Here is a 15,376-nt window from a genome sequence, read left to right as displayed (position 1 = left end):
CCGTTATCGCGCTCTCTACTTGAGAAATCCGTTGGCTTTAAGAAAATCCTCGGCAACCGCCTTTGCCGGTTCGCCACCCAGTTGCACGCGACCGTTGAGTTCCTGAAGGGTGGTCAGGTCGAGTTTCTCGAAGACGGGTTTCAGAAGCTCCTCGATCTTCGGATTTTTCTTCAAGACTTCTTCACGGATGATCGGGGCGGGCTGGTAGACCGGCTGCACATGCTTGTCGTCTTCGAGAACGACAAGTCCGGAAGGCGCGATGCCGCCATCGGTGCCGTAGACCATGGCCGCGTTGGCGCCGCTGGTCTGGTTGGCAGCGGCAGCAATGGTTGCAGCGGTGTCCCCGCCTGAAAGTGTGATGAGCTGGTCGGGTTTCAGGGTAAAGCTATAGGCGGTCTGGAAAGCGGGCAGGGCTGCTGCCGAGTTCACGAATTCCGAGGATGCGGCCAGAATGACCTTTCCGCCGCCTGAAATGTACTTTCCGAATTCGCTCAGGTTCGTAAGCTTGTTTTCGTCGGCGACATCCTTGCGCACCGCAATGCCCCAGGTGTTGTTTGCCGGTGATGGTGCCAGCCAGACGATCTTGTTGGCATCGTAATCGAGCTGCTTTGCAGTCTCATAAGCTTTGGCTGGGTCTTTCCAGAGCGGATCGTCAGCCTTGTTGAAGAAGAAGGCGGCATTGCCCGTATATTCGGGATAGATGTCGATTTCGCCAGCGGTGATCGCCTTGCGAACGACCGGCGTGGCGCCGAGCTGGATGCGATCAGTGGTCTGGATACCATTCGCATTGAGAATGGCCAGAATGATGTTGCCAAGGACGCCGCCCTCAGTGTCGATCTTGGAAGACACGACCACCTGTGCCTGCGCGAGGCTGGGAAACTGAACTGCGCCTGCAAAGAGGGCAAGTGCGATGGCACTTCCCTTGAATAGGTTTCTGTACGACATGCTCATCATCCCATCGCGCTGGTTTTTCCTTGTGAAGGTAAACTATAGCGCCAACGGGAAAAGGAAACCGCCGTTCGACACCCCTCCTGACAGCAGGCTGGCAGGAGGGGTAATGTCAAAAGGCTGGATCAGGCAGCAAAATCGTTTTGCGTGCCGTGTGCTTCAATAGCCTGTGCAAGACGCTGCAGCGCATGGACATAAGCTGCCGAGCGAACCGTCACATTGTGCTGCTTGGCATGGTTCCAGATGGCGCGGCCTTCACGTTCCATGATAGTTTTCAGGCGCTCATGGATTTCTTCAAGCGTCCAGTAATAGCCCTGACGGTTCTGCACCCATTCGAAATAGGAAACCGTCACGCCACCGGCATTGGCCAGAATATCCGGCAGAACGATGACGCCATTTTTCGCAAGGATTTCGTCTGCTTCCGGTGTCACTGGACCATTTGCAAGCTCGACAATAAGCTTTGCCTTGATGGAAGCTGCGTTGTCGGCATGGATCATGTTTTCCATGGCGCTTGGCACCAGAACATCGCAGTCGGCTGCAAGCAACTCATCGGGAGTGATGGCTTCATGGCCGTTCTTGCCAGCTGTCGAGACAACCGACTTGTTCTGTGCTTTCGCTTCCAGAAGAGCATCGAGATCAAGGCCGTTGGCGCAATAAACAGCACCTGCCGAATCCGATACGGCAACGATCTTGTGACCATCGCTAGCCATCAGCTTGGCGATGAACTGACCGGCATTGCCGAAGCCCTGAACCGTGACGCGAAGCTGCGCAGCAAGGCCCAGATCGTGCGACAGATGGCGCACGAGATAAAAGCCGCCGCGCGCCGTGGCATCATTGCGTCCAAGCGAACCGCCAAGCGCCAGCGGCTTGCCGGTGATGACGGCAGGCGAGGACTGTCCGACGATCTGGGAATATTCGTCTGCCATCCAGCCCATGATCATGGAATTGGTGTAGACATCCGGTGCCGGAATGTCGCGGTCAGGCCCGATAATACCGGAGAAAGCCTGGATATAGGCGCGCGAAAGACGCTCCAGTTCAGCCTTTGAAAGTTGACGTGGATCGACCTGAATTGCACCCTTTCCGCCGCCATAAGGCAGGTTCATGACTGCGCATTTGAAAGTCATCCAGAAGGCCAGCGTTTCAACCTCTTCCGCGGTCGATTCCGGATGATAGCGGATGCCGCCCTTCGTCGGTCCGCGCGTGTCGTCGTAGCGGCAGCGCCATGCAAGAAAGGATTTGCGCGAACCATCATCCATGCGGATCATCAGTCGCACTTTCATGGTCTCACGTGCATATTTCAGCTTCTCGATGACGTCCGCATCGATGTTGATGTGGCCTGCAGCCTCGTCCAGACGGACAAGTGCACTTTCGAGTAGATTCTCCTTAGTCACGGAATCACCTTTCTTGCGTTTCTTTTATTTTGGACGCGATTTTACGAAAGAATGCGTAGTCCTTTGCGCAATAAAAGAAAAGGGAAAAGGACAATAATGTTGTCCTATTTTACAGGGGCGATTTTTGAAACTGCTTTGCCGTCAGGTTGCAGACGCGGGCCCACTTGTATGAGATGGACCAGATGTCGCGAAATGGTGGGCATGTCGTATTTGTGGCGTCTTTTGACGCAAGCCTGCTGTCGGGTTTGAAACGGAAACAATAGAAATATCATCAAAGGCTTCGCTTGTGCCGACAGGGCGCTTGCGGTCGCGAAACTGGTGGTTGTCTATGTCCCGTTTTTCTGCAGCTTCTATTATTAAAAATGCGCTTTCCGGTAATAAGAACTGGAAGCCGCAATGGCCGAATGCCGAACCTAAGGCCGAATATGACGTGATCATCGTCGGCGCTGGCGGGCATGGTCTGGGTGCCGCCTATTATCTGGCCAAGGAACATGGCATCACCAATGTCGCGGTCATTGAAAAAGGCTGGCTTGGCGGCGGCAATACCGGGCGCAACACCACGATTATCCGCTCCAACTATCTCTATGATGAGAGCGCGCATCTTTACGAACATGCGATGAAGCTGTGGGAAGGCTTGAGCCAGGACCTCAACTACAATGTCATGTTCTCGCAGCGCGGCGTGATGATGCTGGCGCATACGGTGCATGATGTGCAGAGCTTCAAGCGTCACATCCATGCCAACCGCCTCAATGGCATCGACAATGAATGGCTGACCAAGGAGCAGGCGAAGGAATATTGCCCGCCGCTCGATATTTCAGCCAATGCGCGCTATCCGGTCGTCGGTGCCACCTTACAGCGGCGCGGCGGCGTGGCCCGTCACGATGCGGTTGCATGGGGCTATGCACGCGGCGCGACGGAGCGCGGCGTTGATATCATCCAGAATTGCCCGGTCACGGCCATTCGTCGCGATGCGTCGGGTCGCGTGACCGGCGTGGATACGCCACGCGGTTTCATCAAGGCGAAGAAAGTGGCGGTTTCCGCTGCTGGCAGCACATCGATTGTCATGGATACGGCAGGCGTGCGTATGCCGCTTGAAAGCTTCCCGCTACAGGCGCTCGTGTCCGAGCCGGTCAAGCCGATCTTCCCATGTGTGGTCATGTCCAACACGGTTCATGCCTATATCAGTCAGTCCGACAAGGGCGAGCTGGTGATCGGTTCCGGCACGGACCAATATGTGTCCTACAGCCAGCGCGGTGGTCTGCCGCTGATCGAGCATACGCTTGCGGCCATCTGCGAAGTCTTCCCGATCTTCACCCGTATGCGGATGCTGCGTAAATGGGGCGGTATTGTTGACGTCACGCCGGATCGTTCGCCGATTATCGGCAAGACGCCGGTGCCGGGCCTCTTCGTGAATTGCGGCTGGGGTACGGGCGGCTTCAAGGCGACGCCGGGTTCGGCGCATGTCTTTGCCCATACGATCGCACGCGACGAACCACACTGGATCAACGCACCGTTCACGCTTGAACGCTTCACCACCGGTCGCCTGATCGATGAAGCGGCTGCTGCCGCCGTCGCGCACTAAGGGAGGTATGATATGCTTTTAATCCGTTGCCCTTATTGCGAGATGGAACGTCCTGAGCTGGAATTCGCCTATGCGGGCGAAGCGCATATTGCGCGTCCAGCCGACCCATCGACACTGACCGATGATGAATGGCGCGACTTCCTGTTCACGCGCTCCAATCCGCGCGGCACCCATTATGAACGCTGGCGGCATATCAATGGCTGCGGCCGCTTTTTCAATGCGGTGCGCGATACGGTGAGCGACAAGTTTGTCACCACCTACAAGGCCGGTGAGCCCCGTCCTGCTTTGGCAGAAACTCCGGCTGCGGAGACGAAATAATGACCGATATGCGCATTCATAACAAAGGCCGTGTCAACAAGGCCAAGTCCGTTCGGTTCAGCTTCAATGGCAAGACCTATTCCGGCTTTGAAGGTGATACGCTGGCATCCGCCATGCTTGCCAATGGCGAGCATCTGGCCGGTCGTTCGTTCAAATATCACCGCCCGCGCGGCATTCTTTCTGCCGGTTCCGAAGAGCCGAATGCACTGATGGGCGTCTCGCGTGGGCCAGGTCGGTTTGAGCCGAACACCCGCGCAACGGTGCTGGAACTCTATGACGGCCTCAAGGCCGAAAGCCAGAACCATTGGCCGTCGCTGAAGCACGATGTCGGCGCGATCAATGATGCGTTCTACATGTTCTTCTCGGCAGGCTTTTACTACAAGACCTTCATGTGGCCGAAAAGCTTCTGGAACAAGGTTTATGAGCCTTTCATCCGTGGCGCTGCCGGTCTTGGCAAATCGCCGTCCGAGCCCGATCCGGACACCTATGCCAGCCGCTATGCTTTCTGCGATGTGCTGGTTGCCGGTGGTGGACCTGCCGGTCTGGCCGCCGCCCTTGAAGCCGCAAAGAGTGGCGCGAAGGTCATCCTCGTCGACGAGCAGGCTGAATTTGGCGGCTCGCTTCTGTCGGAACCGGAGCCGGTCATCAATGGCCGCGCAAGCTGGGACTGGCTGAACGAAACCATAGCGGCTCTTAAAGCCAATCCGAATGTCACGCTTTTGCCGCGCACGACGGCCATCGGCTATTACCATCAGAACATGGTTGGTCTTTGCGAACGCCTGACCGATCATCAGGCCAAGCCTGCCTCCAATGCGCCGCGTGAGCGTATGTGGCGCGTGCGCGCAAAACAGGTGGTGCTGGCGCAGGGCGCGATTGAAAAGCCGCTGGTCTTTGCAGGCAATGATCGCCCCGGCGTGATGCTGGCGTCGAGCGCACGCACCTATCTCAATCGCTATGGCGTCAAGGTCGGCAATCAGGCAGTCGTCGTCACCTCGCATGACAGCGCATGGCTTGCAGCTTTCGATCTCGCCGTTGCAGGTGTGAAGGTTCCGGCCATCATCGACGTCCGCGAAAAGGTTGCCGACAGCCTCGTCAACCGCGCCAAAATGCTTGGCATTGAAACACTGACCGGCTGGACTGTGACGGATACTGGCGGGCGCCATCGCGTGTCGTCTGTGCGGGCTAATCCGGTTTCCAATGGCTCTGTCGGCGCGGCGCGCACGATTGCCTGCGATGTGCTGCTGATGTCCGGCGGCTGGAATCCGAGCGTGCATCTGTTCTCGCACACGAAAGGCTCTCTCGTCTGGGATGAGGCACGCCAGATTTATCTGCCAGGCGAACGCACCGAGGAAAGCCGCTGCGCCGGTGCAGGCAATGGCAATTTCGACCTGCAGGCTGCATTGCGTGAGGGTGCGGAAGCGGGTGCCGCTGCTGCCAATGATTCCGGACACAAAGCCAAGGTATCGGAATATGCGGTCGCCGGTGATTTTGTCTGCGATGGCGTAAGCTGTCGTGAACTGCCCACGGATCGCGATCCGGGCAAGGCCAAGGCTTTCATCGATTTCCAGAACGATGTGACTGCCAAGGATATTCGTCTGGCCGTGCGCGAGGGTTTCCATTCCATCGAGCACGTCAAGCGCTATACCACCAACGGCATGGCGACCGATCAGGGCAAGACCTCGAACATTAACGGTCTGGCGGTTGCAGCCGATGCGCTCAAGCGCCCGACGCCGCAGGTAGGTCTTACAACCTTCCGCCCGCCTTACACGCCGACGACCTTTGGCGCTTTCTGCGGTTACAATCGCGGCAAGCTGTTCGATGTCACGCGCAAGACACCAATCGATAGCTGGGCCGAACAGCATGGCGCAGCTTTTGAGCCGGTCTCGCTGTGGCGTCGCGCATGGTACTTCCCGAAAACCGGCGAAGACATGCATCAGGCCGTGGCGCGCGAGTGCAAGGCGACCCGCCAGTCGCTCGGCATGTTCGACGCCTCAACGCTTGGCAAGATCGAAGTGGTCGGCCCGGATGCCGCGGAATTCATGAACCGCATGTACACCAATCCATGGACGAAGCTTGGTGTCGGGCGCTGCCGTTATGGTCTGCTGCTTGGCGAAGATGGTTTCATCCGCGATGACGGTGTTGTCGGTCGTCTGACGCAGGACCGCTTCCACGTGACGACCACGACCGGCGGCGCCGCGCGTGTTCTCAACATGATGGAAGACTATCTCCAGACCGAATGGCCTGACCTGAAAGTCTCATTGACCTCGACCACCGAACAGTGGGCAGTGGTGGCAATCAATGGTCCGAATGCGCGCAAGCTCATTGAGCCAATGGTTGAAGGTCTGGATATTTCCGATGAAGCCTTCCCGCATATGTCGGTGGCGGAATGCACATTCCTTGGCGTGCCAGCGCGTCTGTTCCGCATGAGCTTTACCGGCGAGCTGGGCTATGAAATCAACGTGCCTGCCCGTTACGGCCTGTCACTCTGGAAGGCGCTCTATGAGGCCGGTCAGCAATACGACATCACGCCTTACGGCACCGAAACCATGCACGTTCTGCGCGCTGAAAAGGGCTATATCATTGTCGGTCAGGACACTGACGGCACGATTACGCCGGATGATGCAAGCCTTGGCTGGGCTGTCGGCAAGCAGAAGCCGGATTTCGTCGGCAAGCGTTCGCTGGCGCGTCCGGATATGCTGAAAGCGGATCGCAAGCATCTCGTGGGTCTGTTGACCAACGATCCGAAGCTGGTGCTGGAAGAAGGTGCGCAGATTGTTGCCGATCCAAAGCAGGCGCTGCCGATGACCATGCTTGGTCATGTCACCTCGTCCTATTGGAGCGAGGCGCTTGGTCGTTCCATCGCCATGGCAGTGGTCTCCGGTGGCAAGGATCGTATGGGTGAAACGCTTTATATGCCGATGCCTGATGGCACAGTGCATGAGGCTGTGGTTTCGGGAATGGTCTTCTATGATCCCGAAGGCAAGAAACTGAACGGATAAGGATTGAACCATGCTTGTTGAGACAAAACCTTATTCGAACCGCAAGGTCGTCATTCCCGGTCGTCTGGAAATCCACGCGGCAGAAGATGCCGCCCGTTTCATCCTGCGCATTGCTCCGGCAAAACTGGCCTTGGCCGAAAAGGCACTGGGTGCAAAAATCCCGGCAAATATCGGCGGTTTGATCCGCACGGACGATATTGCCGTTGCCTGCATCGGACCGGATGAATGGTATATCTGGGCTGATGAAGCCAAGGGTGCTGCGATCACGCAGGCTTTCGCCACGCTTTATGAAACAGAGCCGCACAGCCTGACGGAAGTAAGCCATCGGGAAACCGGCATCGATATTTCCGGTCCGCAGGCCGAATGGCTGTTGAATGCCGCTTCCCCACTTGAGCTTTCGCAGATGAGCTTTCCGGGTGCTGCCCGCACAATCTTTGATCATGCCCAGATCATACTGTTGAAGTGGGATGCCGATCATTACCGGATCGAAGTGTGGAACTCGTTTGCCGATCACGTCTGGACCTTGCTGGAACTGGCCAGCAACGAGGTTTAACACGCAATCCAATTCATCAAATCGAGACTGAAAACGCCGCCCAACCGGGCGGCGTTTTTGCATTCAAAGCCCAAATTCGGTCTTGCCTTCCATAAATCCATATGTGAAGACTATATTCACATAAGAAATTCATGAGGAGGGAATTTCCCGATGTCGGAAAGCGAACTGCCGCTGAGCGGGCTTGTCGTTGTCGATATGAGCCAGTTTCTGTCGGGGCCTTATTGCTCGTTGCGTCTGATGGATCTGGGCGCACGCGTCATCAAGATTGAACGGCCCGATGGCGGTGATCTCTCGCGCAGGCTTTATCTGAGCGACACGGAAATCGGCGGCGATTCCACGATTTTTCATGCGATCAATCGCGGCAAGGACAGCCTTGCGATCGACCTCAAAAATCCTGACGATCTGGCAGCATTGAAAAAGCTTCTCACACAGGCCGATGTGCTGATCCAGAATTTCCGCCCCGGTGTCATCAAGCGTCTTGGCCTTGATTACGAGGCAGCCAAAGAAATCAACCCGCGTCTCGTCTATGCATCGATCAGCGGCTATGGCGAAGAAGGGCCATGGGTCGGGCGGCCCGGGCAGGATTTGCTGGCGCAGGCGCGCTCGGGCCTCATGTGGTTGAATGGCGATGAGGGCCAAGGACCGGTGCCATTCGGTCTGGCGGTTGCCGATATGCTGGCGGGGGCTGCTGCGGCACAGGGAATTCTCGCAGCGCTGGTACGGCGCGGCATCACCAATAAAGGCTCGCATGTCGAAACCAGCCTTCTTGAGGCACTGGTTGATTTCCAGTTTGAAGTGCTGACCACCCACCTTAACGATGGTCGTCGCCTGCCAAAACGTTCCGATTTCCGCAGCGCCCATGCCTATCTTGCAGCGCCCTATGGCGTCTATCCGGCAGCGGACGGCTATCTGGCCATCGCCATGATGCCGATTGCGAAACTGGCGCTACTGTTGGAAGCGGACACGCTCGCCCCATTTGCCGATGATCCCAAAAGCGCCTTCGCAAACCGCGATGACATCAAGCGCCTGATCGCTGACCGCATTGCCGAGAAGACTGTCGATGAATGGCTCGCCATTCTGGAGCCTGCCGATATCTGGTGCGCCCGCGTTCTCAACTGGGAAGAACTGCTGGCAAGCGAAGGTTTTTCAACTCTCGACATGCTCCAGACGGTAACGCGTGAGGATGATGTTTCCATCACCACGACACGTTCGCCGCTGCGCATCAACGGACAACGCCCAAAGGTGGCACGTGCCGCACCGCGCATTGGTGAAAACAGCAAAGAAATTCGCGAGGAGTTCGGTCTATGAGTACGATCAAGCTGAAAGGCATGACCTGGAGCCACCCGCGCGGCTATGATCCGATGGTTGCAGGTGCCGAACAATGGCTTGCTGACAAGGGCGTCGAAATCGAGTGGGAAAAGCGGTCGCTACAGGATTTCGAGACCTTTCCGGTTGAGGAACTGGCCCGCAATTTCGATATGATCGTGATCGACCATCCGCATGTGGGGCAGATCACCAAGGAAGGCTGTCTGCTGCCGCTTGATGTGCCGGGCCGCGAAACGGAACTGAAAGCGCTGGCCGACGGTTCGGTCGGTCAATCCTTCCCAAGCTATAACTGGCAGGGGCGGCAATGGGCGTTTCCGCTCGATGCAGCAACACAGGTTCAGGCATGGCGTCCGGACCTGATGGATAGACCAGCCACTTCATGGGGCGAGGTGCTGCGTCTTGCCCGCGCCGGGAAAGTTCTGCTTCCACTGCGCTCGCCGCATTCGCTGATGTGTTTTTATACTCTCGTTGCCAATGCTGGAACGCCGTGCTCTGTGGAAGGCGAGCTGATCTCTGTTGAGGATGGTGTCAAAGCTTTCGAGCAACTGCGCGAGATCGCTTCGCTGGTAAAGCCGAAATGCTTCGGCATGGACCCGATTGCCGTGTTTGAGGAAATGGCAAAGCCAGATTCGGATATTGCCTGCTCACCGCTGATCTACGGCTATGTGAATTATGCCATGCCGGGCTTCCGCGATCGCCTGATCCGTTTTGCCGATATTCCAGCGGGTGCGGCGGGTGTTGCTGGTTCTGCTCTGGGTGGCACAGGCATTGCAGTTTCTGCCTTCAGCAAGCATCCTGAAGCGGCAATCGACTTTGCTTATTGGATTGCCAGTGGTGACGTGCAAAAGGGGCTTTATGCGGCGTCCAACGGCCAGCCCGGACATGCAGATGCATGGGAAGACGATACCGTAAACAATGCAACTTCAGGCTTTTATCGCGACACGCGCGCGACGTTGGAAGGCGCATGGGTGCGCCCGCGTCACGATGGCTATATGCCGTTTCAGGAAGCGGCGTCGGAACGCATCAACAAAGGCTTGCTGGACAATGAGAAGGCGGAAGATGTCGTTGCCGATCTCAACCGGCTTTTCCGCGAAAGCTTCTGATTTATATGGAAAGGCTGGCGGCGTGCCGCCAGCCTGATTGGTTTTATAGTTTCCAGAGGCGCGTTGCATTCTCAGAGAGAAGCAGCGCTTTTTCGTCTTCGCTGCATCCTTCAAGAAGCGCATGGGTTGTGGCCACCCATGTCGAAAGTCCGGCATCGACATTGCTTGCCAGTGTGCAGACAGGCCAGTCGCTGCCCCACACAATCCGCTCCCAGCCGAAGGCCTCAATGACATGCTCCACATAGGGACGTACCGTGTCGACGGTCCAGCTTGTCTGCTCGGCATAGGCCACCACGCCGGAAATCTTTGCCGTCACATTGTGACGCTGCGCAATCTCGGTAATGCCCTTTTTCCAGCCGTCCAGCGCACCTGACTTGATGTCCGGAACGCCGCAGTGATCGAGCACGAATTGCACGTCCGGGGCAAGATCGGCCAGTGCAAGCACCTTGTCGATCTGATGTGGGAGTGTGCAGAGATCGAAGGTCAGGCCGGTGCCTTCCAGCCGCTTGATATTCTCACGAAAAAGAGCACCCTCGGAAACGTCATCAGGCACGACATGCAGCACACGACGAAAGCCTTTGACGAAAGGATTGCCAAGCTGCAATTCGAGATACTCGGGAAAGCCCGGTTCTTCCGGGCGGCAGGAGGCAATTGCACCTTTTATGAAGCCATCATTCGCGATTGAAATATCCTGAACATGGTGCGTCTCGGCTTGAATGCTATCAGCCGCAACATCCACTTCCATATGCAGTGCTGCTGTAATGCCGCAGCGCTCAGCCTGCTTCCGATAGGTCTCAAACAGAAAATCGCGGTCGAGCGCCGGTACATCCCCCAGCCATGGGTAAGTCAGCGCGCTTTTGTCTATCAGATGCAGATGGGTATCGATAATCATGAAAACTCTCCTCCGATGACATACTTTCAAAAAAGAAGAGAGTTTTCAAATAAGAATTATCGGCATTGCTTAGTCGGTTGCCCCGATATCGGAGCCAACCAGTTTCGACAGGTCTTTGACGGTCTTTTGAAGCAGGCTGATGGTCTGCGTAATGTCGGGTGCTGAAGCCGAATTGACGAGTGTCACATAGGGACAGGTCAGTGATGCAATGCAAGTACCATCCGGGCCGAGAATCGGGGCCGAGAGATTGTAGACGCCTGCCACCTGAGCGCTGGGCATCATTTCATAGCCACGTTCGCGAATCTGGTCGAGGCGCTCGTAGAAACTCTCATCGAGCTTCACGCTTTCACCGTCTTTTGCATATTCGGCAATCATCATCTTGCGTTCTTCCGGTGACCGGAAGGCGAGAAGCACATGGCCGGAACCGGTATCGAACAGACTGATATGCGAACCGACGCGGATTGAGATGCCCCAGTAATCCGGAGCCTCCTGCTGTGCAATGACAACGACAGATCCCCGGTCAAACACGGCAAGCTGGTTGGCCTGCTTTGAGCGGTCGGCAAGTTCACGCATGAAAGGCGTGGCAAAGGAAGCAAGTCTGCGCACCGGTGCATGAAGGTGTGCAAGACCGAACAGCTTGAGCGTCAGTGAGTAGCGGTCGCCCTCGAGCTTGGTCACGTAACCGCGCTTCACCAGGCGATCCAGCATCCGGTAAAACTCGTTGGGGCTGCGGTCGAGGTGTTTGGCAATTTCTGCCTGTGTCAGCCCACCATCCACGCTCGCAAGCAGTTCCAGAATATCCAGTCCTTTGTCCAGCGCGGGCGCGCGGTAGCGATCGTCTGTTTCCAAGTTGGCTCCCCTCATGAATATCCCTCTTCATATACGAACAACCAGGAATGCGAAAGTCGCAAATGTGCGGAAACTCGCCTTGACCGGTTTTGAATAATATGTTTGCATATAAATACCAAATTCACAATTGGGGGCGGACCGGGGAAAAGTCCGTCGTGAGGAGGAGAAGCATGATGAGTTTCAAAACGTCCTGCCTGGCGGGAACGGCTCTACTGGCGTTGGCAATGGGTTCCGCTGGTGCGGCCGATTTGCCGGGTAAATTTGAAGGCGTGACGGTAAACGCCAAGCTGATCGGCGGTCAGCAATATGAAGCGCTGTATTCGCGCATTGCCGAATGGGAAAAAGCGACCGGTGCCAAGGTCAACATCCTGTCCAAGAAGAACCACTTCGAACTGGACAAGGAAATCAAGTCGGACATCGCTTCTGGTTCGATCAACTGGTGCGTCGGCTCCAACCATTCGTCCTTTGCGCCGCAATATCCTGATCTCTATGCCGACCTGAATGGTTTGCTTCCATCGGGCGAAATCGAAGGTTTCGTGCCATCGGTGATTAAGGCTTCGACGCTTAACGACAAGCTGGTCATGCTGCCGCGCGCGCAGTTCGACGTCTCGGCGCTCTACTATCAGAAGAGCCTTTACGAAGACGACGCCAAGAAGACCGCGTTCAAGGAAAAATACGGCTACGATCTGGCACCGCCAAAGACCTGGAAAGAAGTTTCCGATCAGGCTGTGTTCTTTGCCGATCCACCGAATTTCTACGGCACGCAGTTTGCGGGCAAGGAAGAGGCGATCAATGGCCGCTTCTATGAAATGCTGGTCGCAGAAGGCGGCGAATATCTCAAGGACGGCAAGCCTGCTTTCAATTCTGAAGCCGGTGTCCGTGCGCTCGACTGGTTCGTCAATCTCTACAAGGCCAAGGCCGTTCCTGCAGGCACCACCAACTATCTGTGGGATGAGCTCGGCGCTGGCTTTGCATCCGGCACCATTGCAATCAACCTGGATTGGCCGGGCTGGGCGACCTATTTCAACGATCCAAAGTCGTCGAAGGTCGCAGGCAATGTCGGTATCGTTCCGCCTCCGACAGGTTCTTCCGGCAAGCGCACCGGCTGGTCGGGTCATCATGGCTTCTCGGTCACCGAATCCTGCGGCACCAAGGAAGCGGCTGCTTCGCTCGTCTGGTTCCTGACCAACGAGGATTCGCAGAAGCAGGAATCGGCTGCTGGCACGTTGCCAACCCGCACCGCTGTCTGGGATTATGTCATCGAACAGGCTGCTTCCGATCCATACAAGAAGGAAGTGCTCTCCGTGTTTCAGGAAACGGCAAAGACCGCTTTCCCGGTTCCGCAGACCCCATCCTGGATCGAGATTTCCAACGCTGTTTATCCTGAACTTCAGGCAGCTATTCTTGGCGACAAGACCTCGCAGCAGGCGCTTGACGATGCAGCCAAGAAGGCAACGCAGATCCTTGAGGATGCTGGCGAACTCTAAGCACGCCGTTTGATTTAAACTATGACTTCATGGCCCGCTTTGAACGGGGCGGGCCATTCCAAGCACATCCCAAAAAGTGCGTAGCGGTTTTTGGATAAGATACGCGTATGCCTTGATGCTGCTTATCAACGCACCGCTTCGGAAGAACAATGTTTAAACGAATTTCCCCGCCGGTTCTGCTTTTGCTTCCGGCCATTATCATCCTCGCAGCGGTGGTTCTGTTTCCCCTCGCGCTTTCGCTTTATTCAAGCTTCACGCCGTTCCGGCTGACGCGCCCTGACAGCCTGTTCAACTTCATCGGCTTGCGCAACTATCAGCGCATCATGAGTGATTGGGTGTTCTGGGCTGCATTCATCCGCACGGTGATTTTCCTCACCATCGCGCTCAATCTGGAAATGCTGCTCGGCCTTGGCTTGGCACTGCTCATCAATAAGGCCACCCACGGTCAGCGTGTTTTGCGCACGCTGATGATGTTCCCGATGATGTTTTCGCCGGTTCTCGTCGGCTTCCAGTTCAAGTTCATGTTCAACGACAATATCGGTCTCGTGAACAATGCGCTGCAATCTCTGGGCATCACCAGTCAGGCTATTCCATGGCTGATCGACGGCAATCTGGCGCTGTTTGCGATTTTGCTGGCAGAAGTCTGGATGTCGACCTCGGTGTTCGCGATCCTTATTCTGGGCGGTCTTCTGTCCATGCCGCAGGACCCGGTTGAAGCCGCGCGCGTCGATGGCTGCACGCCATGGCAGACATTCCGCTATGTCATCTGGCCTTATCTGATGCCCTTTGCTTTCATCGCAATGACCATTCGTTCGCTCGATGTGGCCCGCGCTTATGACATCGTGAAGATCATGACCGATGGTGGCCCGGCACGCCGAACCGAGCTGATCTGGACGCTGGTCGGGCGCACCGCCTATTCGGATGCGCAGATGGGCTTGGCCAATGCCATGGCCTATGTCGCGATCCTGCTCTCGATCCTCTTCACCGTAATGTTCTTCCGCAAGCTTGCAGCCGCACGCGCGCAAATTGGAGCGGAGTGGTAATCATGGCATCAACAACGCTCTCCAATAACCAGCATCGCCTGCTGCGCCGCGTCAAGAAAGTCGCCTATCTTATCGGCCTGTTTCTCGCGATGGCGATCATTTGTCTGCCCGGTCTGTGGATCGTGCTGTCCTCGCTGCGTCCGCCGGTCGAAATTATGGCAAAGCCGCCGGTCTGGATTCCGCAGGAAATCACGCTTGATGCTTATTATGCGATGTTCTCAGGCGCAGGCGGCGGCGGTATTCCTGTCTGGGATTATTTCCGCAACTCGCTGATTATCTCGGTCACATCCACCATCATCGCGCTGATTGTCGGCGTTTCGGGTGGCTATGCCTTTGCGCGCTTTCGCTTCTGGGGCAAGGCGACGACATTCCTCGGTCTTATGCTGACGCGCTCGGTGCCGGGCATTGCGCTTTCACTGCCGCTCTTCATGCTCTATTCGCGCATCGGCATTATCGACACGCATTTTGGTCTCATCGTCACCTATGTGGCGCTCAATGTGCCGTTTACGATTTGGCTGATCGACGGCTTCTTCCGTCAGGTACCGAAGGATCTGGCAGAGGCTGCCCAGATTGACGGTTGCACGCGCTGGCAGGCCTTCTGGCAGGTGGAATTTCCGCTGGCCGGTCCCGGCATTGCGACTGCTGGCATCTTCGCCTTCCTCACCTCATGGAACGAGTATGCGCTGGCTTCCCAGCTTACTCGCTCGGTCAATTCCAAGACCCTTCCAGTCGGTCTTCTCGATTACACCGCTGAATTCACCATCGACTGGCGTGGCATGTGCGCGCTGGCGGTCGTGATGATTATTCCGGCGCTGACCCTCACATTCATCGTTCAGAAGCACCTTGTTGCTGGTCTGACGTTCGGCGCGGTTAAAGGTTGATATA

13 protein-coding genes are annotated in these 15,376 nt (G+C 56.4%); 9 read left to right on the top strand and 4 right to left on the bottom strand.

What is annotated here, in order from left to right:
- Positions 1–15: 15 nt before the first annotated feature.
- Both osmF and FG152_RS09260 read right to left on the bottom strand, forming a co-directional pair.
- Positions 16–945 (bottom strand): glycine betaine ABC transporter substrate-binding protein OsmF, encoded by a 930-nt coding sequence (gene osmF / locus FG152_RS09265; protein ID WP_029375863.1) that lies wholly within the window; start codon positions 943–945, stop codon positions 16–18.
- A gap of 128 nt (positions 946–1,073) precedes the next feature.
- Complete coding sequence (locus tag FG152_RS09260) at positions 1,074–2,339, bottom strand: Glu/Leu/Phe/Val family dehydrogenase (RefSeq protein ID WP_029925846.1); 1,266 nt, start codon at positions 2,337–2,339, stop codon at positions 1,074–1,076.
- 328 nt (positions 2,340–2,667) lie between these two features.
- On the opposite strand from FG152_RS09260, the gene FG152_RS09255 reads away from it, so the two are divergent.
- The 6 genes from FG152_RS09255 to FG152_RS09230 all read left to right on the top strand — a co-directional run bounded on the left by FG152_RS09255 (position 2,668) and on the right by FG152_RS09230 (position 10,220).
- Positions 2,668–3,921 (top strand): sarcosine oxidase subunit beta family protein, encoded by a 1,254-nt coding sequence (locus tag FG152_RS09255; RefSeq protein WP_010658072.1) that lies wholly within the window; start codon positions 2,668–2,670, stop codon positions 3,919–3,921.
- A gap of 12 nt (positions 3,922–3,933) precedes the next feature.
- Positions 3,934–4,239, top strand: a complete 306-nt coding sequence (locus tag FG152_RS09250; protein WP_010658073.1) for a sarcosine oxidase subunit delta — start codon at positions 3,934–3,936, stop codon at positions 4,237–4,239.
- Complete coding sequence (locus FG152_RS09245) at positions 4,239–7,238, top strand: sarcosine oxidase subunit alpha (RefSeq protein WP_036595845.1); 3,000 nt, start codon at positions 4,239–4,241, stop codon at positions 7,236–7,238. The genes FG152_RS09250 and FG152_RS09245 overlap by 1 nt, the downstream gene beginning before the upstream one ends.
- 10 nt (positions 7,239–7,248) lie before the next feature.
- Complete coding sequence (locus FG152_RS09240) at positions 7,249–7,791, top strand: sarcosine oxidase subunit gamma (protein WP_029925844.1); 543 nt, start codon at positions 7,249–7,251, stop codon at positions 7,789–7,791.
- A gap of 150 nt (positions 7,792–7,941) precedes the next feature.
- Positions 7,942–9,099, top strand: coding sequence for a CaiB/BaiF CoA transferase family protein (locus FG152_RS09235; RefSeq protein WP_029925843.1), 1,158 nt, complete (start codon positions 7,942–7,944; stop codon positions 9,097–9,099).
- Positions 9,096–10,220 carry an extracellular solute-binding protein gene (locus tag FG152_RS09230; RefSeq protein WP_029925842.1) on the top strand — a complete coding sequence of 375 codons (1,125 nt, stop codon included), beginning with the start codon at positions 9,096–9,098 and terminating at the stop codon, positions 10,218–10,220. The genes FG152_RS09235 and FG152_RS09230 overlap by 4 nt, the downstream gene beginning before the upstream one ends.
- Positions 10,221–10,263: 43 nt before the next feature.
- Here the strand turns inward: FG152_RS09230 and FG152_RS09225 are convergent, their stop codons facing one another.
- Together FG152_RS09225 and FG152_RS09220 are read right to left on the bottom strand one after the other, a co-directional pair.
- Positions 10,264–11,112: an amidohydrolase family protein gene (locus FG152_RS09225; RefSeq protein ID WP_029925841.1), complete on the bottom strand. Its 849-nt coding sequence runs from the start codon at positions 11,110–11,112 to the stop codon at positions 10,264–10,266.
- A gap of 69 nt (positions 11,113–11,181) precedes the next feature.
- Positions 11,182–11,976, bottom strand: coding sequence for an IclR family transcriptional regulator (locus FG152_RS09220; RefSeq protein ID WP_010658079.1), 795 nt, complete (start codon positions 11,974–11,976; stop codon positions 11,182–11,184).
- Between the two features lie 155 nt (positions 11,977–12,131).
- Between FG152_RS09220 and FG152_RS09215 the strand changes: the two genes are divergently transcribed.
- The 3 genes from FG152_RS09215 to FG152_RS09205 all read left to right on the top strand — a co-directional run bounded on the left by FG152_RS09215 (position 12,132) and on the right by FG152_RS09205 (position 15,372).
- Positions 12,132–13,448, top strand: a complete 1,317-nt coding sequence (locus FG152_RS09215; protein WP_029925839.1) for an ABC transporter substrate-binding protein — start codon at positions 12,132–12,134, stop codon at positions 13,446–13,448.
- Positions 13,449–13,597: 149 nt separating this feature from the next.
- On the top strand, positions 13,598–14,491 hold the full coding sequence (locus tag FG152_RS09210) for a carbohydrate ABC transporter permease (protein WP_010658081.1): 894 nt from the start codon (positions 13,598–13,600) through the stop codon (positions 14,489–14,491).
- A 2-nt stretch (positions 14,492–14,493) separates the two neighbouring features.
- Positions 14,494–15,372: a carbohydrate ABC transporter permease gene (locus FG152_RS09205; RefSeq protein WP_498986010.1), complete on the top strand. Its 879-nt coding sequence runs from the start codon at positions 14,494–14,496 to the stop codon at positions 15,370–15,372.
- Positions 15,373–15,376: the final 4 nt, after the last annotated feature.

The organism is Ochrobactrum sp. XJ1 (assembly GCF_024701725.1).
In the GTDB taxonomy this organism is placed as follows: Bacteria; Pseudomonadota; Alphaproteobacteria; order Rhizobiales; family Rhizobiaceae; genus Brucella; species Brucella anthropi.
This window is presented reverse-complemented; position numbering and strand designations above follow the sequence as displayed.

What these genes read in the sequence shown, in the direction of transcription:
- osmF (WP_029375863.1), bottom strand. Translation starts at nt 945, where the DNA reads ATGTCGTACAGAAACCTATTCAAGGGAAGTGCCATCGCACTTGCCCTC.
- FG152_RS09255 (WP_010658072.1), top strand. Translation starts at nt 2,668, where the DNA reads ATGTCCCGTTTTTCTGCAGCTTCTATTATTAAAAATGCGCTTTCCGGT.
- FG152_RS09250 (WP_010658073.1), top strand. Translation starts at nt 3,934, where the DNA reads ATGCTTTTAATCCGTTGCCCTTATTGCGAGATGGAACGTCCTGAGCTG.
- FG152_RS09245 (WP_036595845.1), top strand. Translation starts at nt 4,239, where the DNA reads ATGACCGATATGCGCATTCATAACAAAGGCCGTGTCAACAAGGCCAAG.
- FG152_RS09240 (WP_029925844.1), top strand. Translation starts at nt 7,249, where the DNA reads ATGCTTGTTGAGACAAAACCTTATTCGAACCGCAAGGTCGTCATTCCC.
- FG152_RS09235 (WP_029925843.1), top strand. Translation starts at nt 7,942, where the DNA reads ATGTCGGAAAGCGAACTGCCGCTGAGCGGGCTTGTCGTTGTCGATATG.
- FG152_RS09230 (WP_029925842.1), top strand. Translation starts at nt 9,096, where the DNA reads ATGAGTACGATCAAGCTGAAAGGCATGACCTGGAGCCACCCGCGCGGC.
- FG152_RS09225 (WP_029925841.1), bottom strand. Translation starts at nt 11,112, where the DNA reads ATGATTATCGATACCCATCTGCATCTGATAGACAAAAGCGCGCTGACT.
- FG152_RS09220 (WP_010658079.1), bottom strand. Translation starts at nt 11,976, where the DNA reads ATGAGGGGAGCCAACTTGGAAACAGACGATCGCTACCGCGCGCCCGCG.
- FG152_RS09215 (WP_029925839.1), top strand. Translation starts at nt 12,132, where the DNA reads ATGATGAGTTTCAAAACGTCCTGCCTGGCGGGAACGGCTCTACTGGCG.
- FG152_RS09210 (WP_010658081.1), top strand. Translation starts at nt 13,598, where the DNA reads ATGTTTAAACGAATTTCCCCGCCGGTTCTGCTTTTGCTTCCGGCCATT.
- FG152_RS09205 (WP_498986010.1), top strand. Translation starts at nt 14,494, where the DNA reads ATGGCATCAACAACGCTCTCCAATAACCAGCATCGCCTGCTGCGCCGC.